Source organism: Flavobacterium bernardetii (genome assembly GCF_011305415.1).
GTDB lineage: Bacteria > Bacteroidota > Bacteroidia > Flavobacteriales > Flavobacteriaceae > Flavobacterium > Flavobacterium bernardetii.
Map to the genome: position 1 here is coordinate 144547 of NZ_JAANOQ010000007.1, position 25882 is coordinate 170428.

General features: G+C 31.1%; 25 protein-coding genes and 1 tRNA gene. 5 read left to right on the forward strand and 21 right to left on the reverse strand.

The genetic code is table 11. From position 1 onward, the window contains the following. Positions 1-77: 77 nt before the first annotated feature. From dut to G6N05_RS12910, 17 genes are all read right to left on the reverse strand, one after another. Positions 78-512, reverse strand: a complete 435-nt coding sequence (gene dut / locus G6N05_RS12830; protein WP_166130114.1) for a dUTP diphosphatase — start codon at positions 510-512, stop codon at positions 78-80. 220 nt (positions 513-732) lie between these two features. After that, entirely contained in the window at positions 733-2205 is a 1473-nt protein-coding gene (locus tag G6N05_RS12835; RefSeq protein ID WP_166130118.1) for a lipopolysaccharide biosynthesis protein, read from the reverse strand. A 29-nt stretch (positions 2206-2234) separates the two neighbouring features. Continuing rightward, positions 2235-2678, reverse strand: a complete 444-nt coding sequence (locus G6N05_RS12840; protein ID WP_166130121.1) for a hypothetical protein — start codon at positions 2676-2678, stop codon at positions 2235-2237. A 3-nt stretch (positions 2679-2681) separates the two neighbouring features. After that, positions 2682-3107: a GNAT family N-acetyltransferase gene (locus G6N05_RS12845; RefSeq protein ID WP_166130124.1), complete on the reverse strand. Its 426-nt coding sequence runs from the start codon at positions 3105-3107 to the stop codon at positions 2682-2684. Further along, positions 3107-5452, reverse strand: a complete 2346-nt coding sequence (locus tag G6N05_RS12850) for a S9 family peptidase (protein ID WP_166130128.1) — start codon at positions 5450-5452, stop codon at positions 3107-3109. Before G6N05_RS12850 ends, G6N05_RS12845 begins: the two co-directional genes overlap by 1 nt. A gap of 99 nt (positions 5453-5551) precedes the next feature. Further along, positions 5552-6409, reverse strand: coding sequence for an ATP synthase F1 subunit gamma (atpG, locus tag G6N05_RS12855; protein WP_166130132.1), 858 nt, complete (start codon positions 6407-6409; stop codon positions 5552-5554). Positions 6410-6487: 78 nt separating this feature from the next. Next, positions 6488-8062: a F0F1 ATP synthase subunit alpha gene (gene atpA / locus G6N05_RS12860; RefSeq protein ID WP_166130135.1), complete on the reverse strand. Its 1575-nt coding sequence runs from the start codon at positions 8060-8062 to the stop codon at positions 6488-6490. A 25-nt stretch (positions 8063-8087) separates the two neighbouring features. Next, positions 8088-8615 (reverse strand): ATP synthase F1 subunit delta, encoded by a 528-nt coding sequence (gene atpH, locus G6N05_RS12865; RefSeq protein ID WP_166130140.1) that lies wholly within the window; start codon positions 8613-8615, stop codon positions 8088-8090. A 9-nt stretch (positions 8616-8624) separates the two neighbouring features. Further along, positions 8625-9125 (reverse strand): F0F1 ATP synthase subunit B, encoded by a 501-nt coding sequence (locus tag G6N05_RS12870; protein ID WP_166130144.1) that lies wholly within the window; start codon positions 9123-9125, stop codon positions 8625-8627. 83 nt (positions 9126-9208) lie between these two features. Further along, positions 9209-9406 (reverse strand): ATP synthase F0 subunit C, encoded by a 198-nt coding sequence (gene atpE, locus G6N05_RS12875; protein ID WP_014082777.1) that lies wholly within the window; start codon positions 9404-9406, stop codon positions 9209-9211. Positions 9407-9444: 38 nt separating this feature from the next. Beyond that, positions 9445-10596 (reverse strand): F0F1 ATP synthase subunit A, encoded by a 1152-nt coding sequence (atpB, locus tag G6N05_RS12880; RefSeq protein WP_166130148.1) that lies wholly within the window; start codon positions 10594-10596, stop codon positions 9445-9447. Positions 10597-10982: 386 nt separating this feature from the next. Beyond that, positions 10983-11198, reverse strand: a complete 216-nt coding sequence (locus G6N05_RS12885) for an AtpZ/AtpI family protein (protein ID WP_166130152.1) — start codon at positions 11196-11198, stop codon at positions 10983-10985. A 4-nt stretch (positions 11199-11202) separates the two neighbouring features. Further along, positions 11203-12429, reverse strand: coding sequence for a DUF3887 domain-containing protein (locus G6N05_RS12890; protein WP_166130155.1), 1227 nt, complete (start codon positions 12427-12429; stop codon positions 11203-11205). Positions 12430-12503: 74 nt separating this feature from the next. Next, positions 12504-12860, reverse strand: coding sequence for a bactofilin family protein (locus tag G6N05_RS12895; RefSeq protein ID WP_166130159.1), 357 nt, complete (start codon positions 12858-12860; stop codon positions 12504-12506). Between the two features lie 3 nt (positions 12861-12863). Next, complete coding sequence (porW, locus tag G6N05_RS12900) at positions 12864-15527, reverse strand: type IX secretion system periplasmic lipoprotein PorW/SprE (protein WP_225875176.1); 2664 nt, start codon at positions 15525-15527, stop codon at positions 12864-12866. 99 nt (positions 15528-15626) lie between these two features. Further along, positions 15627-18980 carry a transcription-repair coupling factor gene (gene mfd / locus G6N05_RS12905; RefSeq protein WP_166130166.1) on the reverse strand — a complete coding sequence of 1118 codons (3354 nt, stop codon included), beginning with the start codon at positions 18978-18980 and terminating at the stop codon, positions 15627-15629. A gap of 32 nt (positions 18981-19012) precedes the next feature. After that, on the reverse strand, positions 19013-19660 hold the full coding sequence (locus G6N05_RS12910; protein WP_166130169.1) for a hypothetical protein: 648 nt from the start codon (positions 19658-19660) through the stop codon (positions 19013-19015). 158 nt (positions 19661-19818) lie between these two features. On the opposite strand from G6N05_RS12910, the gene G6N05_RS12915 reads away from it, so the two are divergent. Next, entirely contained in the window at positions 19819-20772 is a 954-nt protein-coding gene (locus G6N05_RS12915) for an NAD-dependent epimerase/dehydratase family protein (protein ID WP_166130173.1), read from the forward strand. Between the two features lie 54 nt (positions 20773-20826). Here the strand turns inward: G6N05_RS12915 and G6N05_RS12920 are convergent, their stop codons facing one another. The 3 genes from G6N05_RS12920 to rbfA are packed head-to-tail and all read right to left on the reverse strand — an operon-like array spanning position 20827 to position 22932. After that, entirely contained in the window at positions 20827-21342 is a 516-nt protein-coding gene (locus G6N05_RS12920; RefSeq protein WP_166130176.1) for a nuclear transport factor 2 family protein, read from the reverse strand. Next, positions 21339-22538 carry an ABC transporter permease gene (locus tag G6N05_RS12925; protein ID WP_166130179.1) on the reverse strand — a complete coding sequence of 400 codons (1200 nt, stop codon included), beginning with the start codon at positions 22536-22538 and terminating at the stop codon, positions 21339-21341. Before G6N05_RS12925 ends, G6N05_RS12920 begins: the two co-directional genes overlap by 4 nt. Before the next feature lies 1 nt (position 22539). After that, positions 22540-22932 (reverse strand): 30S ribosome-binding factor RbfA, encoded by a 393-nt coding sequence (gene rbfA / locus G6N05_RS12930; RefSeq protein ID WP_166130182.1) that lies wholly within the window; start codon positions 22930-22932, stop codon positions 22540-22542. An 83-nt stretch (positions 22933-23015) separates the two neighbouring features. Between rbfA and mce the strand changes: the two genes are divergently transcribed. From mce to G6N05_RS12950, 4 genes are all read left to right on the forward strand, one after another. Further along, positions 23016-23423, forward strand: a complete 408-nt coding sequence (mce, locus tag G6N05_RS12935; protein ID WP_166130185.1) for a methylmalonyl-CoA epimerase — start codon at positions 23016-23018, stop codon at positions 23421-23423. 83 nt (positions 23424-23506) lie between these two features. After that, a tRNA-Ile gene (locus G6N05_RS12940) sits at positions 23507-23580 on the forward strand. 91 nt (positions 23581-23671) lie between these two features. Then, positions 23672-23884, forward strand: coding sequence for a hypothetical protein (locus tag G6N05_RS12945; RefSeq protein WP_166130189.1), 213 nt, complete (start codon positions 23672-23674; stop codon positions 23882-23884). Positions 23885-23914: 30 nt separating this feature from the next. Next, positions 23915-25183 (forward strand): T9SS type A sorting domain-containing protein, encoded by a 1269-nt coding sequence (locus tag G6N05_RS12950; RefSeq protein ID WP_166130193.1) that lies wholly within the window; start codon positions 23915-23917, stop codon positions 25181-25183. A 102-nt stretch (positions 25184-25285) separates the two neighbouring features. Here the strand turns inward: G6N05_RS12950 and G6N05_RS12955 are convergent, their stop codons facing one another. Beyond that, positions 25286-25876: a riboflavin synthase gene (locus G6N05_RS12955; RefSeq protein ID WP_166130197.1), complete on the reverse strand. Its 591-nt coding sequence runs from the start codon at positions 25874-25876 to the stop codon at positions 25286-25288. Between the last annotated feature and the right edge of the window lie 6 nt (positions 25877-25882).

Here is a 25882-nt window from a genome sequence, read left to right on the forward strand (position 1 = left end):
AATTCGTTAATCTTAATTGAATATTCAACATTTTTTAACTTGGAATATTCAACTTGGAATGTTGAATGTTGAAGTTTTTATTTCACTCCAGTACTACCAAATCCGCCTTCACCACGAGAAGTTTCCGTTAGTTCGATAGTTTCTTGCCATTCGGCGCGTTCGTGTTTGGCGATGATTAGTTGGGCAATTCTTTCTCCGTTTTCGATTACGAAATCTTCTTGAGATAAATTTACCAAAATTACACCGATTTCACCACGATAATCGGCATCAACCGTTCCTGGAGAATTCAAAACTGTGATTCCTTTTTTGAATGCTAAACCACTTCTTGGACGAACTTGTGCTTCAAACCCAATTGGCAATTCAATAAAAAGCCCTGTTTTTACTAACGTTCTTTCTAATGGTTTTAGTGTGATTGATTCTGTTAAATTCGCACGTAAATCCATTCCCGCTGAAGCGTTTGTTTCGTAATTAGGTAATGGATGTTGCGATTTATTGATGATTTTTATTTGCATTTTTTATTTTGTTTTACCGCAAAGTCGCAAAGATTTTTCGCAAAGTTCGCAAAGTTTTTTTTATTTATTTTATGACCGCAAAGTCTATTTTTTTTAACCGCAAAGTCGCAAAGGTTTTTCGCAAAGTTCGCAAGGTTTATTTATTTTATGACCGCAAAGTCTATTTTTTATACCACAAAGTCGCGAAGGTTTTTCGCAAGGTTCGCAAGGTTTTGTTAATTTATTTTCGTTTTATAATTCTTAAAATAACTTCTTTTTCATTTTTGTAAATATAATAACTAAACCCAATGATTGCAAGTATTCCGAAAATGAAAGTTTGTCTTAAAATATCGACATAAAAAGAAATACAAGCTAAAGCTATCGAAGCAAAAAGGTACGTTAAAATCTTTTTCATTTCGAAAGGGATTGGATATTTTTCTCTTCCTAAATAATACGATATCACCATCATACTTCCATACGCACAAATAGTTGCAATTGCCGAACCGACATAACTCATATCAAATTTTACAATTAAAATATAATTCAAACTTAATGTAATTACAGCTCCGACTGCTGAAATGTAAGCGCCAATTATCGTTTTATCAATCAATTTATACCAAACTGATAAACTGGTATAAATTCCTAAAAAGAAATTGGCAATTATAATTAATGGAACAATTGACATGGCCTCCCAATATTCTGGTTGTCTTACCAAAAAGAATTTTACAACATCTGCAAAAACGACAACAACCAATAAAATTAAAGAACCTAAAATCACAAAATATTTTGTAATTGTAGCATAAGTTTGCGGTGCATTCGCATTTCCAGCTTGACTGAAGAAAAACGGCTCGATACCTAAAGTGTAAGCTGTTCTAAATAAAACCATAAACAATCCGATTTTATAACAAGCAGAATAAGCACCAACTGCTGCTTTTGCTTTAGCAGGATCTAACCATTCTGAAAGTAAAATTTTATCTAAATGCTCATTAATTCCGAAGGCCAAACCTGCGAATAAAATAGGCCAACCATATTTAAGCATTTGTAGCCAAAGCTCCTTATCAAACAACCAATTCGGTTGAAAATAATGCGGCATAAACAATATAAACGTGAACAAACTTGCGATTAAATTCGCTAAGAAAACATAACCAATTTGATAGCCTTCAAAATAAAAAGTGCTCCAAAACCCTTGTGGATTGGCATGTGCTAATTTTGGTAAAATGGCCAATAAAAACACATTAAGCAACATGTTAATAATGACATTTGAAATTTTAAAAACGGAGTATTTAATAGGCTTTTGCTCAGCTCGAAGTTTAGAAAAAGGAATGATTACTAAAGCGTCGAAAGCTAAAATCCATATTGCATAGTTTACATATTCTTTATCAACATTTAATAATCCTGCCAGTGTTTTTTGGAATAAAAGTGTGACGCATAAAAACAAAATCGTGCTCCAAAAAATGGAAACGGTTGCCGTGCTGACTACTTCTTTTTTGTTTTCTTGTTTATGATAAAATCTGAAAAAAGCAGTTTCCATTCCGTAAGATAAAATAACATTGAAAAATATCATATAAGCTAACAGAATAGTGATTTCTCCATACGCCACTTTTGGCATTAAATCGGTGTGCAAACCCACTAATAAAAAACTGATTACACGCGGCAACACAGTAGCTATACCGTAAATTAGGGTTTGTTTTAAAAGACTTTTATTGGCGCTCAATTTTTATTTTTTTTATAGAACAAAAATAGTTAATTATTTCTTGGTTTAGCAGACGGATACATTATCATTGGTATTTCTTTTACATCATCAATAATTAAAAAGTTTTCCTTACCATCGATTTTAAAAAAAATTTTAGCTTGATTGTCTTTTAAACCAGTTTTAATTGTTGGCATATGAACGGTTTCATCCATATTATCAAATCGTCTAATTGAAGATTGATAGGACAAATCGTTTAGTTTTGTGATACTTGCTTCTCTTTCTTGAAAATGTATTTTTACCAATTCCATATTGGAAGGCAAACTTTTTAATAAAATAATATTTAAAATGGTTCCGCCACCAGCGCCTTTCACACCACCAACCCAATTTTGAAAAGTTATTTTTTCAATATATTGTTTTCCTACTTGACTTGCTTTTTCTGATGAACATGAATTCATATTGAAAAATGCTACTATAATTAATGTAAATATTTTCATAATCTAATGATTTAAAGTTTTTACAAAATGAAAACCTTTTGGTTCAAATCCGTGATTGATATAAAATTTTCCTGCTGCGAAATTGGTAGTAAACGCATCTAAAACAATCTGATTCGCGCAAACTTCTTTAGCTATTTTATGTACTTCTGCAATTAAAATATCACCAATTTTTCTACCTCTAAAAGCTTCGTGAACTACAAAACTGTCAATTTCTATGTATTTACCAGACCATAATTTAGTACCCGTCCAAACGCCAGTTAAAGCTATTGTTTGATTATTTTCTGTAACAATTATTTGTTGGTAGTTCACTTTTAACATATCGTCTAAAAGCGTGCCATATTTTTCCATCGAATAATCAGGATACAACTGTTGAATAATTTCCAACTGTTGTAACATCTCTTCTTTTTGAGTTAAGATACGTATTTCCATTACTTTTTACCTAATAAAGTTTCATTAAATAATTCTAAAATTCTTCTGTATTCATCTGTCCAAGAATACGATTTTTGAAATCCGTGTGCTTCCACTGGAAAAACAGCTAAATCCCAATCTTTTTTTCCTAATTCAATAAAACGTTGCGTCATTCTAACAATATCCTGAAATTGTACGTTATCATCTACCATTCCGTGAAGCATTAACAATTTGTCTTGTAAATTATTAGCGAAATAAATTGGCGAACTTTTTTTGTATGCTTCCACATCAGTTTCAGGAAAATTTAAAATATTTGATGTGTAACCTTGATTATAATGTGCCCAATCGGTAACCGAACGTAATGCTGCACCTGCTTTAAATTCGCCAGGTTTGGTTAACAATCCCATTAACGTAATAAATCCACCGTACGAACCACCGTAAATTCCGACTTTATTCGCATCGATGCCTATTTTTTCGACTAAATATTTTTTTCCATCTAATTGATCTTGTAAATCTAAGCCGCCCATATGACGGTAAATTCCAGTTCTGAAATCACGTCCGTAGCCATCACTTGCTCGGTAATCAATATCTAAAACTGTGTAACCTAAATCGGATAACATATTATGAAACATGTATTCTCTATGGTACGTGCTCCAATATTTATGCGCATTTTGTAAATATCCTGCGCCGTGAACAAAAATGATTGCCGCTTTATTTTTATTTTCTTTTTTCGGATTGTAAACTCGGGCATAAACATCAGTTCCGTCTGTAGCTTTAAAAGAGATAACTTCTGGTGTTTTCCAATTGTATTTTTTGAAGGCATCCGAAGTTGAAAATGTTATTTGTTTTAAAACTGGATTCGATTTATTATCAGCCACATAAATTTCCCAAGGTTTATTGATGTACGAATAGCGAATTGCCAATTTGGTTTCATCTGGTGATAATTCAATTTCAAAAGCTCCGTCATTTGTTAGAATTGGTGTTTTCTTACCTGTATTACTATCTAATTTATAGAAAGAACGATTTCCTGGATGGGTTTCGGTAGTTGTGATATAAAAGGAATTTGTCAATTTTGATAAAACCACATCTCGAACTTCCCATTTCCCTTGTGTTAGTTGGCTTTTCTTTTTTGTTCCTAAATTGATTGTATATAAATGAGAAAAACCAGTAGCTTCAGATTGAAAATAAATCGTTTTATTATCTGCTAAAAAGCCTAATGTTCCACTATTGAAATTATAACCTGGAATTCCAGGTCCGCCAATCCAAGCGTCATCGTGTTGGTAATCTAATTCTGTAATTGTGGCGGTTTCTAAATTTAATTGAAGAATCCAACGGTCTTTATTGTCTAAACTTCTGGCTTCAAAAACCGCTAAATCCCCAGTTGCATTGTAAACTGGCGCTTGCATCGTGATTGCTTTTTCAACAGATTCTAAATCCTTTAAATTTTCATATTCTTGATAATACTTTGGAAAGGTTTTGATTCCTATTAATTTAGAAAATGAGATTTGAAAAACAGTATCTTTTTCTACATTATACACATACATATTGTGTTTGCTAATGTTGTTTATCGAAACTTTTTCACGTGCAGATTTATTTTTCGTATAACCATCAGAAGTTATGAAATTTTCAACTTTAGTTTCTTTAGCTGTTGGATATTCCGATAATCTATAGGTTACAAATTTTCCACTTGGATTGATTTTTATAGCTTCTAAAGTATTTGTATTATAAAAAATCTCAGAAGGAAATTTCAATTTATTTTCTTCGGATTGTTTTTCGTTCCATTTTGATTTAGCGTTTTCTTCGTTTACAAATTGGAACAATTCCTTTTGTTGTGTAGTTAAAAAAGTGTCTTTAGTATTTTCTGAAGCTACTGTACCGCTTTTGAAATTTGTCAGTTGTAACAATTCAAAATTCAACACATTTAACTTAAAAATATTTCTATTTTGTTGAAAATAAATAATATTCGGGTTCACACTTCTTTGAATCGAATTGATAGTAGAAGTGGTTTGATAGATAACTTTATTTTCTTTTGTCTTTTTATGGTACGAAAACAAAGCGCCTTGATTGGTGTAATACACAACATCAAATTTTTCTTGCCCTTGAAATTGAATTTCGGAAAAATTGAATTCAGTTTTTGAAAGTAACTTTGGTTCGGAAAAGCCTTGTTGCCAATAATAGGTTTTATCGCCAATTTCATTTTTTGGATTCCAATCGAAATAAATGGTTTTTCCGTCTACAGACCAACGTTGATTAGACGGTTGTTGTCCAATAAACTCGTTGCCTTTCATGATTTCTTCTAATTGAAGATTTTGTGAAGATAATATTGAAGTAAAAGCGAAAAGAAAAGCTGTAAAAAAATATTTCATAGTAGTTATTGGACTGTTTCCACAAATATATAAAATAAAAAAGTCTCAATAAATTGAGACTTTTAGTATTTATAAAAAAATTAACTTTAAATAAGAACATTAGTTATTTAAGGCTTCAGCACCACCAACAATTTCTAAGATTTCTCCAGTAATTGCAGCTTGACGCGCTTTATTGTATGTTAACTTCAATTGGTTTCTTAAATCAGTTGCGTTGTCAGTTGCTTTATGCATAGCTGTCATACGCGCACCGTGTTCCGCTGCGAAAGAATCTCTTACCGCTTTGTACAATTGAGTTTTTAACGATTTTGGTATTAATTCCAATACAATTTCTTCTTTTGATGGTTCGAAAATGTAATCAGATGAAATTGCTTCAGTACCTTTAATTGGTGCTAATGGTAAAAACTGTTCGTTTACAACTATTTGAGTAGCTGCATTTACAAACTGATTGTACACTAATTCAATCTTATCATACTCACCATCTAAAAACAAATGTGTTAATGATTGTGCGATTTCAGCTGTATTATCAAAAGTTAAATCATCAAAAAGATCACTTCTGTTAGCAATTACATAGTTTGTTTTGTGTAAACCATCATTTGCTTTTTTACCAATGGCAAAAATACCAACATTATCGTGACCGTATTTTTCAGTTAAAATTTTAACTTGTTTTAATACATTTGAATTTAAAGCACCACACAAACCTCTGTTTGATGTAATAGCCACTACTAAAACTTTTTTTACTTCTCTTTGAGTCGTATAGTTAGCAGCAACATCACCTTCTAAAGAAGCGCTTAAACCTTGAATTAACTCTGTTAATTTTTGAGAATAAGGTCGCATTGCAGTAATAGCGTCTTGTGCCTTTTTTAATTTAGCAGCCGAAACCATTTTCATAGCAGAAGTGATTTGCATCGTTGACGATACAGATACAATTCTATTACGTATTTCTTTTAAGTTTGCCATTTTATTAATGTGTCAATTTGACAATTATCAATGTGCCAATTAATTGAATAATAGGCACATTGGCTAATCGAAAATTAATTAGTATTTTGCAGAAATTTCTTTTGCAGCAGCTTCTAATACATTTGTGATGTTATCATCAAATTTACCAGCTTTTAATGCATCTAAAACATCTCTATGTTTTAAAGTTAAGAATTGAATATAATCTTTTTCGAATTCTTTTACTTTATTAACAGGAACATTTCTTAATAAGTTTTTCGTTCCAGCATAAATAATTGCTACTTGGTTTTCAACAGCAAACGGATCATTTAAACCTTGTTTTAAGATTTCCACGTTACGTTTACCTTTTTCAATTACGTTTAAAGTAACAGCATCTAAGTCAGATCCAAATTTCGCGAAAGCTTCTAATTCACGGAATTGTGCTTGGTCTAATTTTAAAGTACCAGATACTTTTTTCATTGATTTAATTTGTGCGTTACCTCCAACACGAGATACAGAAATACCTACGTTAATTGCAGGACGTACTCCAGAGTTGAATAAATCTCCATCTAAGAAAATTTGTCCATCCGTAATCGAAATTACGTTAGTTGGGATATATGCAGAAACGTCACCCGCTTGTGTTTCGATAATTGGTAAAGCTGTTAATGAACCACCACCTTTTACAATTCCTTTTAAAGAATCTGGTAAGTCATTCATGTTTTTAGCGATATTATCATCGTTAATTACTTTACAAGCTCTTTCTAATAAACGAGAGTGTAAGTAGAAAACGTCTCCTGGATAAGCCTCACGACCTGGAGGTCTTCTTAATAATAAAGATACTTCACGGTAAGCAACTGCTTGCTTAGATAAATCGTCATAAATAATTAAAGCAGGACGACCTGAATCACGGAAGTACTCACCAATTGCAGCACCTGCCATAGGAGCATATACTTGCATTGGAGCTGGGTCAGAAGCATTTGCAGCAACAATAACTGTATAAGCCATTGCACCTTTTTCTTCTAATGTTTTTGCGATTGAAGCAACTGTAGACGCTTTTTGTCCAATTGCAACATATATACAGAATACTGGTTGTCCAGCATCGTAAAATTCTTTTTGATTTAAGATGGTATCTAAACAAACTGATGATTTACCAGTTTGACGGTCACCAATAACTAATTCACGTTGTCCACGTCCAACAGGAATCATCGCATCGATAGCTTTGATACCAGTTTGTAATGGTTCAGTTACAGGTTGACGGAAAATAACTCCTGGAGCTTTACGCTCTAAAGGCATTTCGTATAAGTCACCACCGATTGGTCCTTTACCATCAATTGGTTCACCAAGTGTATTTACTACACGACCAACCATTTGTTCACCAACTTTTAAAGAAGCAATTCTGTTAGTTCTTTTTACATTAGAACCTTCTTTGATTCCTGTTGATGGTCCTAATAAAACCACACCAACATTGTCTTCTTCTAAGTTCAATACGATAGCTTCTAATCCGTTGTCGAATTGTACTAACTCACCGTACTGAGCATTTGATAAACCATATACACGAGCAATACCATCACCAACTTGTAGTACAGTACCTACTTCTTCTAACGTAGCACCAGATTGAAAATCTGATAATTGTTTCTTTAATATTGCTGAAATTTCAGCTGGTTTAATTTCTGCCATTTTATATATATTTAATGGTATTTATTTAATATGTAAATTCTCTTTTTAACTGTTGTAATTTATTAGCAACAGATGCATTGTATTGTTTATCTCCGATTCTTAAAACAAAACCTCCAATAATCGAAGCATCTACTACATTCGTAATAGAAATTGTGTTTGAAGAAAATTCTTTCAACTTATTTTTAACTAGCACTTCTAATTCAGCAGTTAAAGGAACAGCTGTAGTAACAACAGCTTTTTCAACACCACTTGCAATGTCAAATAAATTATTGAATTGAGTTGCAATTGCAGACAAAATTTCAAATCTTTTATTTGCTAACAACAACTGAAACAAACCTTTAGTTTCCGTTTGCAAAGATGGGAAAATTTCGCTTAACGCATTCATTTTTACCGTACCATTAACAATTGGGTTAGATAAAAAGTCTTTTAACTCTTCACTTTCTTTGATTGCAGAAACAATAGTTTTCATATCGTTATTTACAGCAGTAGTATTATTACTTTCTGTAGCGATTTCTATAATTGCTTTTGCGTATCTAATCGCAGCTCTTGACATAACTTTAGATTAGTTTAATTTAACATCAGCTAACATTTTCTCAACTAATTTAGTTTGAGATTCTTTGTTAGATAATTCTTCTTTTAATAATTTTTCAGCGATTTCTAAAGATAATGAAGACACTTGATTTTTGATTTCAGCAACAGCATTATTTTTTTCGCTTTCGATTGTAGCTTTCGCTTGTTCAATCATTTTTGCGCCTTGATTTTGAGCTTCAGATTTAGCATCGGCGATCATTTTTTCTTTGATAGCAGTAGCTTCTTTAATCATCATATCTCTTTCAGCACGAGCTTCATCCAATAATTTTTGATTATCAGATTTTAAAGCCATCATTTCTTTCTTAGCGTTTTCAGCAGATAATAAAGCATCTTTAATACCTTCTTCACGCTCAGTAATGGTATTCATAATTGGCTTCCAAGCAAATTTAACCATTAATAGTATCAATACTACTAATATTATTAATTGCCAGAAGAATAATCCGAATGAAAAATCGTTAATTAACTTATCCATTTTATATTTGAGTTGTAATTAATTTAATTTTTTAGAATAAAACAAACCTGCAACCAACCGTTGCAGGCTTTGTTTGTTTTTAATTAAGCTTTACCTAAGATTAAAGCAGCGAATGCTAAACCTTCTAATAATGCAGCAATAATAATCATTGCAGTTTGGATCTTACCTGCAGCTTCTGGCTGACGAGCAATAGCATCCATTGCAGAACCACCGATTTTACCTAAACCTAAACCAGCACCGATTACCACTAAACCTGCACCTACTAACATTGGAATGTTCATAATATATATATTAAAATTAAACTTGTATTAAAAATCTATTAATGATGATCATCATGATCATGTTCTTGTACTGCCATACCAATAAATAATGACGATAACATTGTAAAAATAAAAGCCTGTAAAAACGCAACTAAGATTTCAATAACAGAGATAAACAATGTCAACCCAATTGAAATAGGTAAATCAGAAGCCAAATTTTTACCAACAAATATCATTGCAATTAAACTCATAATCACAACGTGACCAGCAGTAATATTTGCAAACAAACGAATTAATAAAGCGAATGGCTTAGTTAATGTCCCTAACAATTCAATAGGCATTAAAATAATTTTCATTGGAACTGGTACACCTGGCATCCAGAAAATATGTTTCCAATAATCTTTATTAGCACTAAATTGCGTAATGATAAAAGTAAACACAGCTAAACAAATTGTTACTGCAATATTTCCAGTTACGTTAATTCCTAGCGGAGTCATCCCTAATAAGTTCAAAAGCCAAATAAAGAAAAACACAGTTAACAAATAACCCATAAATTTTCTATATTTTTTCTCTCCGATATTTGGAATTGCGATTTCGTCTCTAATAAAAATAATTAGTGGCTCTAAAACTCTACCAAATCCACTTGGCATACTTCCGTTTTTCTTATATGCTCTAGCTAAACTAGTAAACATAAAGAAAACCATAAATGCCACAAATAACATTGAAACAACATTTTTTGTAATAGAAAAATCTAAAGGCATTTTATTTAAAGGATGTTGTTTGGCATCTAAATTTAACGAACCCTTAGCGTCAGAAACGTAAATCTTACCATGATGTAATTTATAAAAAGAACCATCAACATTTGCTACTTCTAATTCGTTATGAAATTTTGAAGAAGAAAACATTTTCAACTCATTATCCCATAGAATTACTGGTAATGAAAAACCATAATGTTTTCCTGTTTCTCCATCTGAGAAAAAGTTAAAATCATGTGAATCTTGCAAGTGATGTTCAATGTATGCTGAAACTGCATCTGGTGAATTCACAGGACCAACAACATGGTGACCTTCAGTTTTGTGAGCATTTTCAACAGTTTTTTTCTCAGTAGAATGAACTAAAGTATCATTCTCTACATTAGAAAAACCAAGAAAAGGCAATATTGAAATCGCTATCGCTAAAAATAAATTCAGTGGTTTGTTAGAAATCACCATTTGAGATATTGTATTTTATTGTTTAAATTTTTTTGCAAAAGTACAAATTTTATTAATATAGCAAGATTGAAATGTGATTTTTTTAATATTTTTTAGTTTCACTATTTAATTTTGGTTTTTTAACAATTTTGACACAAAAAAAACTTCTAAAACCACAAAAAACATATATAAACCGCAAATAAAAATCTTATCTTCATAATAAAATTTATAAAAACTCAATAAAATGTATTGTAAAAAAAAGTAAAAAAGAATAGTTTTTAAGGTTAAAACAAATAAAAACCAAAACCCTAAATTATCTTCTTTCGATTTAGACAAAGACTTTAAAACAAAATAACCTAATAAAGTAGATCCTAGCAAAAAAAGAAAACTGTATATGTAAAACCCCATTATTTATCTGAATTTATTTTATTAACCTGACGAATTATATTATATAAGGATAGTGCTACTCCTAGTAATGTAAAAACTAAAAACCAAATATTATTTTTATTAGGATAATTTTCATCTATATACATTCCAATTTTAGCAAATAAGAATATTATTATACCCATTTGCGCAGGAATACTTATCAATTGAATCCACTTATTTAAAGGTTTGTTTGCCATAATTTTATTGTTTACAAAAAGCAATAATATCTTGAATCACTTTTTTATCTACTTCACCTTTAACAGTATATTCTTCTGGACTTGGCGTGCCTTCACCAGCAATAAACAAATGGTTTAATTTTGGATAACTGATAAATTGAGCTTTTGTTTTCGCTAAAGTCCTTTTCCATAAATTAAACTCTTTCATAGTTACTTGATAATCGCGTTCTCCATTTAGAATTAATAATGGAATAGCAACTTTCTTAACTTCTACAAGAGGCTTATAATTTAATAAAGATTGCCAATATTTTGAAGATAAACCTAGAGGCAATTCATCAGATGAAAGTGTTGTGTTAAATTTATTTGAAGTTAAAAAGCTCACTTCTTTTTTAATAGTAGCAATTTCGTTTTCTCCTTCTTTTGTTGGATTCAAACTATTTAAATACACATATTGATCAATAATCACATCTTGCAAACCTCTTGCATTTCCAGCCATCATTACTGCTTTATCTAAAGAGACAGAATTAGCAATTTTTGGCATCATAAAAGCTCCTAAACTATGACCTAAAACAATTATTTTATAGTTTTTAAACTTTTCAGAACTTCTAAAATGATTTACAATCGCAACAGCGTCAACAACAACTTCATCTTCAACTGTACTTTCATCAGAAAAAGTTTCAGGGTTAGATTTTGTTCTTTTATCAAAACGATACGAAGCAATTCCTTCTTTTTGAAAAGCTTCTGCCATATCTTTAAAAGGTTTATTCGGACCAATAGTTTCATCTCTGTCATTTGAGCCAGAACCATGAATAAAAACAACTAAAATAGAAGATTTTTCAGCTTCTAATAAAGTTCCTTTTAAATCAATTGTTCCACTTTTAATTTTATAATCGTTTGCATTAACCTCTTGATGTTGTTTTAAAAAGAAACCTACAATTTTATCTTCTTTAAAACTTATATCAAAATCTAAAGCCATGTTTTTAAATTGTGTGAAATACGACAAAATAGCTCCTTTATTTGCGACAGAAATTATGTTTTGATAAGCTCCCAATTGCGCATCTAATTGTGTTGAAGTTTTAGATAATAAATCGATTGTAATTTGATTCTTTATTGAAGGATCCAAAAAAGTTAAGGCTTTTTCAAAGTTCTTTTCTTTTAATAAAATTTCCACAAAATTTTGACCAATTTCTTGGTTTTGAGAAAAAGAAAGTAAAGATAATAATAGTAATAAAACAGATAAAGTTTTCTTCATTTTTACTTGGCTCTTATTTAGATTTCATTTAATTGAAGATTAATATTGTCTTTTTAGGATTCGCTGGTTGAAATCTATTTAGATTTCATTTCACAACTTGCTTCAAAAATAGCACCTGGTTCGATCGCTAATTTCCCTACAGTAACTTCTCCAGAAATTTTAGCTGTTTTTTTGATTCCAAGTAATTCTTCCACCACTAATTTGCCGTTAAATTTTCCTTCAATATCTATGTTTTTACAAGTAATATTTCCTTCCACTTTGCTTTTTGGACCTAATACAATTTTTCCTTTACAAGTAATATCACCAATTAATTCGCCATCTAAGCGCAAATCGGCAGCACAAACTATATTTCCTGTAATTGTAGTTTGTTCTACAATTCGGTTTGTTTTTCCTAGTAAATCGTAATCGGATTTTTGTTTTTTATCTAGCATGTTTTATTTGATTTTTGCTAAATATTCTTCTAAATTTTTCTTTACTTGAACCACTTTATAATCTTCGTTTGAGATAATAATTGGCGCATCTTTTAACTTAAAATCTTTATGTTCTTTCAGATAATTAGCCACTGATTCAGCTGTCATTTTATTTATAATTCCATGTAAAACGATCATGTTTTTTTCTACACTATAAATATCATTTGACACTTTTATTTTAACATCACCAGATTCTTTAGCATATTTATTTAATTTTTCAATTAAATTTTTATGCGAAGTTTCGTTAGGATAATTGGTTACAAAAACCAAATTAAATGTTTTAGGAGTTGCTCCAAATTCCAACGCTTCTAAAGCTGGAATATCAGAAGTTAATATCGACTCAATTTTTTTAGTTTCTTCCCCTTTAGGATAGTTTTTTACTATTTTTTGTAAAGCTGTTTTATATGCTGAAAGCCCTAATAATCTTGCAGAAATTTTTGCTTTTAACACATCAAATTTCGCATTTAACTCGTCGCCATCATATTTTTTTACCAAGGCATCAACTTCCAAATTTGCTTCTCTAAACAAGCCTTTTTCAATTTTTGTATAAAGTACATTAAATTCAGAATCTGCAGTAATGTCAGCGTTTATTGCCGTATTATTAAATGCGGAAGCATATCTACTTTCTGGATATTCCGAAAGAATTTTTTGTTTATACGTTGCTGCTTGTCCACCATTTTCTGAACCATATAATTGGTACAGATTATAATACGTTGGCAAAACTAATTTACTTTCTGGTTTGTTTTCTAAAACATCTTCAAAAGAAGTAATCGCTAATTTATTTTCTTTAAGTTTTTCTTTAAAAATAGAACCTAATTGAAAACGTGCATGATTCGCCTCAATATTTAAACTATCTAAAACTTTTTCGTCCTTTGGTAATTGGTCAATATAAAATGTGGTTGTGTATTTTGGTTCTAAACCAATTTCTTCATTTTTATCCGGATTTTCTTCTTCTACAACCTCATCTGGATTATTTGGATCTATTTGATTTTGATTCGATGCTGAAACTATTTTCCAATTGTCACTTAGTTTTCTATCACCCCATTTTTTCTTGAAATTAATTTTCCCTTGTGCAACTGTTGCTGGATTATAAAAATAAAAACTGTTTTGTAATCCGCCTGTATTTATAGGAAAATCAGCACTTGGTTTTTTTTCAAAAGCAGGTTCAATCATCGCAGATTTCCCATCTATCGGAGATAATCCACCAGCACCAGGAGGCAATAACATATTTTCGTCAGATTTTCCTATTGGCATCATTTCCGCTTTCGGATTTTGATTTGAACCACTAGCACTTTCTGCTAATTTTTTTGCCGCAATTGAATCTGAAATTTTTAATTTATCAATATACTCTTGATAATATTTAATTTTATTTGATGGAGACATTTTTGAAACCACTATAACACTATCAGCCTGAGTAATAATATCTTGATATTTGACCACATCGATTAAGATTTCTAACTTCTTTTTTAATGGTTTAAATTCGCTGTTTTTTTCAGATAAATGAATTAAAGTAGAATCTAAATATTTTTTTGAAGAACGAAAATCTTTCTCTCTGTAATAGACATTCGAAATGTTTCTGTAGTTTGAAGCTGCTAAATATCTATCTGTAGACATGTTTTTTAGCGATTTATTATAATTGGAAATGGCTAATTTATCATTACCTTTTTTATCGTAATAAACGGCTCTTTGATGATGAATTACATCTCTGAAACTTTTATTTTCAATGTTTTCCAACAATTTATCTAATTTTTTATGAAAAGCTACAGAATCGCCAGTTTCAAAATCAAATTGTGTGGATTGTTTCAAATGAGAGTAAATGGTATAACTACGAGGCGATTTACGTTTCATATCAATTACTTCCTGATACGCCACAAAAGCGCTGTCTTTGTAATTTAATTTCTCGTATAATTGTCCTAAAATAAAAGTATAACGTGCCTTTTCTTCTTTTAGTTTCGTTTCTTTTTTAGAAATTTTAACCGCGGCAATCGCACTATCTAACTTATTTGTTGTAACATAAGCTTGTGCTAAAACTGCATTTATATCGGCTAAATCTTGACTCTTTATTTTTGTCTGACCTTTTAAAGTTCTGTTTAAGTTTTTAATCGCTAATTGCTCGTTCTCTAATTTTAAGTTTACTTTTTCTCTCCAAACTTGTGCTTGATACACATTATTACTAGTTGGATATTTATACAAAATATAGTTAAAAGCTTCCATTGCTGGTAAATACCTGTGTTCGTAATATCTTGATTTCCCCAACATTAAATACGATTCGTCAATTTGATTGTTTTTTTCATAACCACCAATATTCATGGAATGTTTCTGAATCGCTTTAGTTGCTTTGGTTTCGGCGCGTTCAAAATTTGCGTTTTTAGTATCGCCTGGTTTTTGTTCTTCTTCCGTAATTTGCATTCTTTCTAACGGAAGCACTTCCCAAAAATTATCAGAATAAGTCGCTTTTACATCGGCAATTCCTTTTTGCAAAGCCAAATCTCCGTTATACAAAACATTATATTCCGTATTTACAGAATGCCATTTTCTGTTTACGAAATTGTCTTTTTTAGTAGAACATGCCAAAAGAATGGCAATAATACCAAAGGAAAGTATATATTTTAATTGTATCTTTTTCAATGTCATAATTTTTATAAATAACTATAAATTTGGTTATTTAGTATGCTAACGTGTAAAAATAAGTTTTTTTTTTGAAAGATGGCCACAACTTTTTTAAGATTATATCATTTCAATTAATTCCAAAGCTTTGTTGATGCTTTTTACGTTTTCGAAAGTAATTAAAAGTCGTAATCCATTTTTAGTTTCTTTTTCTTTCACTTTACATAAATTTCCGTTTTGTTGTGCGAATTTCATCACATGCATAAATCGGTTACTTTGGTAAAAATTAGATTGCTGATCGCCAATAAAATATCCTACCATTTTGTTTTGTTTCAGAATCAATCTTTCTAAACCAATTTGTTTCGCTTTCCATTTGATTCGAACGCTATTTAATAGAGAAACTGCTTCTTTTGGCAAAGGTCCAAATCGGTCAATTAATCGTTTTTCGTACGCTTCTAATTCTAGAATATTTTTTACAGCACCTAATTCGCTATACAAACTCAATCGTTCCGAAATATTATTGATATATTCATCTGGAAACAACAATTCGAAATCGGTGTCAATTTGAAACTCTTTTACAAATTCTTTGGTTTCGATATCGTTTTCTTCTTTATATAAATCGGCGAACTCATTTTCTTTTAATTCGTCAATAGCTTCATTCATGATTTTCTGATACGTATCGAAACCAATTTCGTTGATAAAACCACTTTGTTCCCCACCTAATAAATCTCCAGCACCACGAATTTCTAAATCTTTCATCGCAATGTTAAAACCACTTCCCAAATCTGAAAATTGCACTAAAGCATTGATTCGTTTTCTCGCATCATCTGTCATTACAGAATCTGGCGGCGTGATGTAATAACAAAAAGCTTTTTTATTGCTTCGACCTACTCTTCCACGCATTTGATGTAAATCTGAAAGTCCGAAATTATTCGCATTATTGATAAAAATCGTATTGGCATTAGGCACATCTAAACCACTTTCGATGATGGTTGTAGCCACCAAAACATCAAAATCGCCTTCAATGAAAGTTAACATTAATTCTTCCAGTTTTTTTCCATCCATTTGTCCGTGACCAATACCGACTTTCGCATTCGGCACCAATCGCTGAATCATTCCGGCAACTTCTTTAATATTTTCGATACGATTATTGATGAAAAATACTTGTCCGCCACGCTCAATTTCATACGAAATCGCATCACGAATAACTTCTTCGCTAAAGCGAATTACGTTGGTTTCAATTGGATATCTGTTTGGTGGTGGAGTTGTAATTACTGATAAATCTCTCGCTGCCATTAATGAAAACTGTAACGTTCTTGGAATAGGTGTTGCAGTTAAAGTAAGTGTATCAATATTTGCGGCAATCGTTTTTAATTTGTCTTTTACGTTGACACCAAATTTTTGTTCTTCATCTACAATTAGCAAACCTAAATCGCGGAATTTTACGTTTTTGTTTACCAATTGATGCGTTCCAATTACTATGTCGACTTTCCCTTCTTCTAAACCTTTTAACGTATCTGCTTTTTGTTTTGCTGATCGGAAACGGTTCAAATAACTTACCGTAACTGGCATGTCTTTTAACCTTTCGGTAAATGTTCTATAATGTTGATAGGCTAAGATGGTTGTTGGCACTAAAATCGCAACTTGTTTACCGTTATCAACAGCTTTAAAAGCCGCACGAATCGCGACTTCCGTTTTTCCAAAACCTACATCACCACAAACCAAACGATCCATTGGGCGGTCGTTTTCCATGTCCATTTTCACATCATGTGTAGCGGTAATTTGATCTGGTGTATCTTCATAAATAAAAGAACTTTCCAATTCTTTTTGCATGTACGAATCTGGTCCGAAAGCATAACCTTTGTCTAATCGACGTTTCGCATACAATTGAATTAAATTGAACGCTATATGTTTAACGCGAGCTTTTGTTTTTTGCTTTAAGGCTTTCCAAACGCCGCTTCCTAATTTGTAAATTTTTGGTGGTGCGCCATCTTTACCGGTGTATTTTGAAATTTTATGAAGCGAATGAATGCTTACATAAACAATATCATTATCAGCATACACCAACTTAATGGCTTCTTGTGTTTTGCCTTCGACTTGAATTTTTTGCAAACCTCCGAATTTCCCAATCCCGTGATCGATGTGTGTGACATAATCGCCAATTGACAACGCTGTTAATTCTTTTAGAGTCACCGTTTGCTTTTTGGAAGCATTATTTTTGATAGAAAATTTATGGTAACGTTCAAAAATTTGATGATCGGTATAACAGGCGATTTGCAATTCTTCGTCAATGAAACCAGAAAATAATGGAAAAACAATTGTATCGTATTTGTCTTTTACATTTTTAGCGGCGTCTTCATCGATATCTTTAAAAATTTCTTTGAATCTTTTGGCTTGACTTTCGTTCGAAGAAAACAGGAAATTCTTAATTCCGTTATGGTAATTATCGTTCAAATTATTCATCAACAAATCGAATTGTTTGTTGAATGAAGGTTGCGGTTGTGTATGAAATTGAACCACTTTTTCCGATTTAAAAACCGGACTTTTATCTAATTCGATAACCGAAAAATCTAAGGCTCTTTTTAAAAACGTTTCTTGATTGACGAATAATTCTTCTGGTTTTGAATGATTAATCGTTAGCGTTAATTTCGAATACGCTTCTTTTGCTTTTTCGTATAATCGATCTAATTTACTCCCTAAAGAATCTGTGTTTTGAAGAACAATGACTGTTTTTTCTGAAATATAATCTAAGAAATTTTCACGTTTTTCTTGTAAAACTTTATTTTCAACGTTGGGAATAATGGCGATTTTAGACACTTTTTCTTTCGACAATTGTGTTTCAATATCGAAGGTTCTAATACTGTCGACTTCATCACCAAAAAACTCAATTCTGTACGGAATATCATTTGAAAAAGAGAACACATCAATAATTCCACCTCGAACCGAAAACTCTCCCGGTTCTGATACGAAATCGACACGTTTAAAATTGTATTCGAACAACGTTTCATTAATGAAATCGATAGATAATTTATCGTTTACACTAACTTTTAAAGTATTTTTATCTAATTCTTTACGAGTCACTACTTTTTCGAAAATCGCATCCGTATAAGAAACAATTATGGCTGGTTTTTTTCGAGAATTGATTCGATTTAAAACTTCGGCACGCAATAAAACATTTGCGTTATCAGTTTCTTCAATTTGATACGGTCGACGGAAAGAACCTGGATAAAACAACACATCTTGGTCGTTTATCAGTGCTTCTAAATCGTTTAAATAATAGGCCGCTTCTTCCTTATCATTGAACAATAATAAAAAAGGTAAATCCGATTTTTTAAATAAGGCATCAACAACAAATGATAGCGAAGAACCCACCAATCCAGTGGCATTTATTTTTTTACGTGACGCAAAAAATTCAGCAATTTGTCCAATTTTTGGATTTTGCTGATATTTTTGAATGATTTCTGATTTACTCAAAGTGTTTTATTTTGTAAACCGGAATTAAAAAATTAATTATAAGACTTTTTTAAATCGGGTTTCTTATTTTTATCTAATATTTCTTGTTGCTCTAAATCGTCGAAATTTATCGCTTTCGCATTTCGAGTAGTATCGCTTACACTGATAATTCTTGGCTCGCCAATTTCAGTTGGTATTCTACTTTTTACAATAATTTCTTCACATTGCATATAAAAAGCAATCATTTCTTTATTGATAGCTTTAATCAAATCTTCCACTTTTTCATGAGGTACAACATCTAAAGAAAAATAGGTGTCTAACGCTAAAATTTTGGTTTGTAACGCTACAATTCTGCTTCGTACTTGAGGCTGATTAAATCTTGCTGGCACACTTAAATGTAAACTATCCGATTTGGAAACCAAATTTAGAACCTTCTGTTTGAAAGCGCTAATAGACGATTTTGGTTTTTGTTTGATTTCTTGTTCAAAACTTTGAAATTCTTTCCATTGGTTTAAAACCGAACTCACTTCAGGACTCGCATTTGGAATGTTTAACAACCAAGCTTTGTTAATTTGCTCAAAAGATTCTCTGTTTTTTTTCTCCATTTTTACAATTAGTAAAGCTTGTTTATCTTCATCTTTACAAGAAAAAAACAAAAGACTGCTAAAAACAGAAAGTATAAGTATTTTAAAAAAATTCATTCGTTTTGGAATTATGAATTGCAAATTTACAAATGTTTATAGTATTATTTAGAAAATTGCGTTAAATGTTTGTTATATCACAATTCGGAAAAAACAGACAAATAAATAAGTTAATATTAAGGTCAATATTTTATATTTGTGCAACAAAACTACTAACTATGCAAACCAAAATATTAATCATTGGCGCTTGTGGACAAATTGGCACCGAGCTTACCGCAAAATTACGTGAAACCTATGGCGTTGAAAACGTAGTCGCTTCTGATATTAGAAAATTAGAAAATGACGTTGTAAATAATGGGATTTTCGAAGTCGTAAACGCTTTAGATTACAATCAGATTGAGCAATTAATTGAAAAATATCACATTACAGATGTGTATTTAATGGCCGCTTTATTATCTGCAACTGCCGAAAAAAATCCAGCATTTGCTTGGGATTTGAACATGAATTCTTTATTTCATGTATTAAATTTAGCCAAAGCAGGAAAAATTAAAAAAATATTTTGGCCTTCAAGTATTGCGGTTTTTGGACCAACAACTCCAAGAGAAAACACTCCGCAATATACCGTAATGGAACCAAGTACTGTGTACGGAATTTCAAAACAAACTGGTGAAAGATGGGCAGAATATTACAACAAACAATATGGTGTAGACATTAGAAGTATCAGATATCCAGGTTTAATTAGTTGGAGTACAGAAGCTGGTGGTGGAACTACAGATTACGCCGTTGATATTTATCACAAAGCAATTACTGATGGAAAATTTACAAGTTTTTTATCTGAAAATTCTGCTTTACCGATGATGTATATGGACGATGCTATAAAAGCTACGATTAGTATCATGCAAGCGGATGCTGATGACATCAAAATTCGTTCTTCGTACAATTTATCTGGAATGAGTTTTACTCCGAAACAATTGGCTGAAGAAATTACGAAGCATTATCCAAATTTCTCGATAAATTACGAACCAGATTTCCGTCAGAAAATTGCCGACAGTTGGCCAGCTAGTATTGATGATAGTGCTGCAAGAGCAGATTGGGGTTGGAAAAACGATTTCGATATGGATAACATGACCGTTGACATGTTTAAGAATTTAAAAGAAACGATTTATAAATAGAACAAAAAAAAGCAACTTTTTAGAAGTTGCTTTTTTTATTTATGATGTAAAAATTTATTCGCCTTTTTTTAGTTTTTCAATTTCCTTATCTTCAATCAAAGATTTTATTTTCACGACTTCATCCGTATTATCATTTGGAATAGTCATTGATAACACATAATGTTTTATTTTCCAATTTCCCTTTTCATCTGCAACCAAAACACCGCTTCCGCGACAAATTTTCATTTGTGTGTTTAGTAATTCATCAAACCAAGCCATTTTTAAATCTGAAGTGAAATAAATATTTCTTTCTAAAGCGGTGAAATTCCATGCTCTACCTCTATCAAAATAAGGTTTGGCAAATTTTATAAATTCTTGTTTGTTCCAGTTTTCTGTTGGGTCTGTTCCGATGTAAATGGCATCTTCTGACATCGCACCAAAATAAGCCTCGAAATTTGCTTCAGCTGCCGCTTTATGCCAATCGTTTAAAATTAAATTAAGTTCCATTTCTTGATTCAATCTATAAGTTGGTTGTGAAGATTTACATCCGAATAAAACCAATCCAATTACTACAATTACAATTTTTCTCATTCTAATAATTTTTTAGATACGGTGCTACTTGCAATTTTAGAAGCTATAAAACCTAAAATTACGATGGTGAGCAGTACTATTAAAATATTCTTTATATCGAAAACAACTGGATAAGCTAATGAAGGTGTTATCATTACTAATTCAAATTGTTGCTGAACTAAAACAACAATGATACCTAAAATCAAACCAAATATACCACCAAATATGGAAATGATATTTCCTTGAAATAAGAAAATGTTTTTTAAGTATTTAATTTCAGTCCCTAAATTATATAACGTTTTCAAATTGTTTTTTTTCTCAATAATCATCATAATGATTGCTCCAATTAAATTGAACAGCGCAATTATGATTACTAAAGTAAAAATAAGATAAACTACAATATTTTCGGTATTTAGCATTTTATACAAAGCGTCATTTAATTGCGCTCTATTTTTCACTTTAACCTGATTTGGAAATATTTTATTTAGCGTATCAACAGCATCCGATTCTGATGTATTAGGCGCCATTTTAAAATCGATATAGGTTAACTGATTAGGTTTATAATTTAATAAACCTTGTGCTAATGGAATAGAAGAAAAAATATATTTTTGATCAATCTCTTCGCTAACCTGAAAAATTCCGGAAGTCAGTAATGGTGATTTATTAAATGCGTCGTCAGGATTTTCTATTAATCCCGAGCCTGGTTTTGGCACATACACTTCTAATACATTATTAAAATCGAAAAGTCCTAAAGCTAATTTTCTTGAAACACCAGAACCTACAACTACCTGATTGGTATTGGGTTCTAACCAATCTCCAGCGTATAAAAATTTATCTAATCCGTTTACTGAATTAAAATTAGTATCAACTCCTTTTAAATAGCCCACATGTTCTTTATTATTATAGTAGAACAAGGCACGTTCTTCCACAATTTTAGTATACTTGGTAAATTCTTTAGCTGATTTTAGCTGATTTTCTTGAGCTTCTGAAATGAAGAATGATTTTCCTATTAAGGTTTCAATACGTAAATCGGGATCTGTTTCATTTGTAAAGCTTAAGCTGAAATCACGTAACCCACTAAAAACAGAAAGCACTACAAAAAGTGCCATAGCACCGACTATAATCCCAAAAGAAGCAATAAATGTAATGACGTTTATAGCGGTAGTTTTAGACAAACTAAAAGCATATCTTTTGGCTATGTAAAACGGAAAATTCAATTTATGATCTTTTTCTTTTTTCTAATAATTCTGGGTTTTCAATTGGATTTTCTTTTCCTGAAAGTGCATTGTCAATTTTTTCAATATAATCCAAACTATCATCAATGAAGAAAATTAAATTTGGTACTCTTCTTAATTGCAATTTAACACGTTGCGATAAATCGTGCTTAATTAAAGGTGCATTACTTTTAATAGCTGCCAATAATTCTGGTCCTTTTTCTGAAGGAAAAACACTTAAATAAACCTTCGCTATTGATAAATCTGACGTCACATTCACTTTTGAAACGGATATAATTAGGTTAGAAATAGAGTTTTTTCTAATCTCACCTTGTAAAATATCAACTAAGTCTGTTTGCAATAATGCGCCAATTTTTTTTTGTCTATTTGTTTCCATGCTGCAAAAATACAATTTTTACAAACAAAATAAGCAGAAATACGTTTTTGAATGATTATTTTTGCATATTAATACATAAACAAATGAGAAAAATAGAACATATTGGTATTGCAGTTCATGATTTAGAAAATTCTAACGAATTATTTTCAAAACTTTTTGGTCAACCTGCTTATAAAACAGAAGAAGTGGAAAGCGAAGGTGTAAAAACATCTTTTTTTATGTGTGGCCCAAATAAAATTGAATTACTAGAAGCTACGAATGAAAATAGTCCAATCGCTAAATTTTTAGAGAAAAAAGGGGAAGGCATTCACCATATAGCTTTTGATGTTGAAAATATCTATACTGAAATAGAACGCCTTAAAAATGAAGGGTTTACAGTTTTAAATGAAATCCCAAAAAAGGGAGCCGACAACAAATTAGTTGCCTTTTTACATCCTAAAAGCACGAACGGTGTTTTAATAGAATTATGTCAAGAAAACACATGTTTATAACAAATTAACGTTAACTTTTGAAATAGTTTTAAAATAAATTTGCACCTAATATAAATAAGCCCTAATATTGCACTCTCAAAACTGGTCCTATAGCTCAGTTGGTTAGAGCACCTGACTCATAATCAGGTGGTCCCTGGTTCGAGCCCAGGTGGGACCACTTTTTTTTAAAAAAAAGTAAAAAATAATTGCATTTAACATTTTATTTTATATTTTCGTAAAATCAAATGTTAAAAAAAACAAAAAATGATATGAAAAATAATTTTGCCCAAATCTTTTTTCTTATAGTTTCGGCTTTAAGTTCTGTGCAAGTTTTCTCTGCTAATGAACCGCCTCCGCCGCCAACATTACCACCACCGCCTGGTTTTCCAATCGATAGTGGAGTTGTGGTGCTGTTTTTTATTGCGCTAATAACAGGATACTTTATTACACAAAAAATATACAATAAGAAAACTCCTAATTAGGAGTTTTTTTTGCTTGAAACACAAATTATTATGAAAAAACTGGCTTTACTATTTCTATTAATTTCAAATTCAATATCATCACAAACTTGGCAACCGATAACTTCTATACCAAGTAATTCTTCTGCAAGTGGTCAACGTTTTGATGATGTTTTTTTCTTAAATGAAAATTTAGGTTGGGCGGCTAATGGTTATTATTCCGCAGTTTATAAAACTATTGACGGAGGCGTAAACTGGACTCTACAAACTACCGGAGCTATGCTGGGAAGTTCACACTATTTTAGAAATATAGAATTTTTAGATGAAAATATTGGTTTTTTAGGCACCATAAATCAGAAAGTTTACAAAACTACTGATGGTGGCACAACTTGGACACTAATTACAAACATTACACCGAATCCCCTAGCTATTTGTGGTTTAGACTGTGTTGGAACTTCAACAATTTATGGATGTGGCGCTTATTTTTCTCCTGCATATATCATTAAATCAACAGATAGCGGAAACACTTGGCAATACATTAATATGTCTGCCTACGCAAATACCTTAGTAGAAATTAATTTTATAGATGAAAATATTGGTTTTGCATCTGGAAATAATGCAACTGGTGGTATTATTTTAAAAACCACTGATGGTGGAATTACTTGGACACAATTACTAAATACAGGTACAAATGGCGATTACGTTTGGAAATTACAATTCTTAAATTCTAATAATAATATTCTTTTTGGCTCAATAGAAGCAGCATCTCCAAACCCTGGAAGATTAGCAAAAAGCATTGATGGGGGTTTAACCTGGACGCTTACAAATGCTCCAGAAACCGAAGTACAAGCCGTTGGTTTTTTAGATGAAAATCATGGATGGATGGGTGGCCATAACACCGGATTCTACGAAACTTTAAATGGTGGTGTTACTTGGACAAATACTGGCGTTGGAAGTAATTTAAATAGGATATTTTTTGTTGGAAACACAGCTTACGCTAGTGGCACAACCATATACAAAATGAGCAGTATTTTATCAAATTCTGATTTTGTGGAACACAATAGAATTAATTTAAACGTTAAAGTTTCACCAAATCCTGTAAGTGACAAATTGAATATCGAAATAGATTTCTTAGCAGAAGATCACATATTAATTGACTTGTACGACAACAATGGGAAAATAGTAAAAAACCTTATAAAAGACGATATTAATTCTGCTGGAATAAAAAAATATACTTTTGATTTCCCTTATCCATCAGGAACTTATTTTATTGATTTTCACAACAATACAGGAAGACAATCTTCAAAAATTATAAAAAAATAATTATACATATTATGTAATCAATATAGTCCAATAAAAATTGTACTATTTACATACTAAACGGCATAAAATTAAAAAATTGGAGAAAATTTATAGTTTCAAATTTTATTTCTGAAGTTCGTACATTCTAGCAATATACTTACCCACTACATCAAATTCTAAATTAACTTTTGTGCCAATTTCAAAAGTATGAAAAATCGTATTTTCGTAAGTATAAGGAATAATCGCTACGCTAAAACTGTCTTTTTTAGAATTTACAACTGTTAAACTTGTTCCGTTTATAGTAATTGAACCTTTTTCAATCGTAATGTTATTTAAAGCGGTATCGTATTCAAAAGTAAATTCCCAACTCCCTTCTTTATCTTCAATATTAGTACAAATTGCCGTCTGATCCACATGACCTTGTACAATATGTCCGTCCAATCTGTCGCCTAATTTCATGGCCCTTTCGATATTGACTTTATCACCAATTCTCCATGCTCCTAAAGTAGTTTTATCGATAGTTTCTTTTATAGCAGTTACAACGTGTTTATCGTCAAATAAATTCACAACTGTCAAACACACACCATTATGTGCCACACTTTGGTCAATTTTCAATTCATTTGTGATATTTGTTTGAATTGTTAAGTGTATATTTTCCTGATCTTTTTTAATATCTGAAATTATTCCAAGAGTTTCTACGATACCTGTAAACATATGACG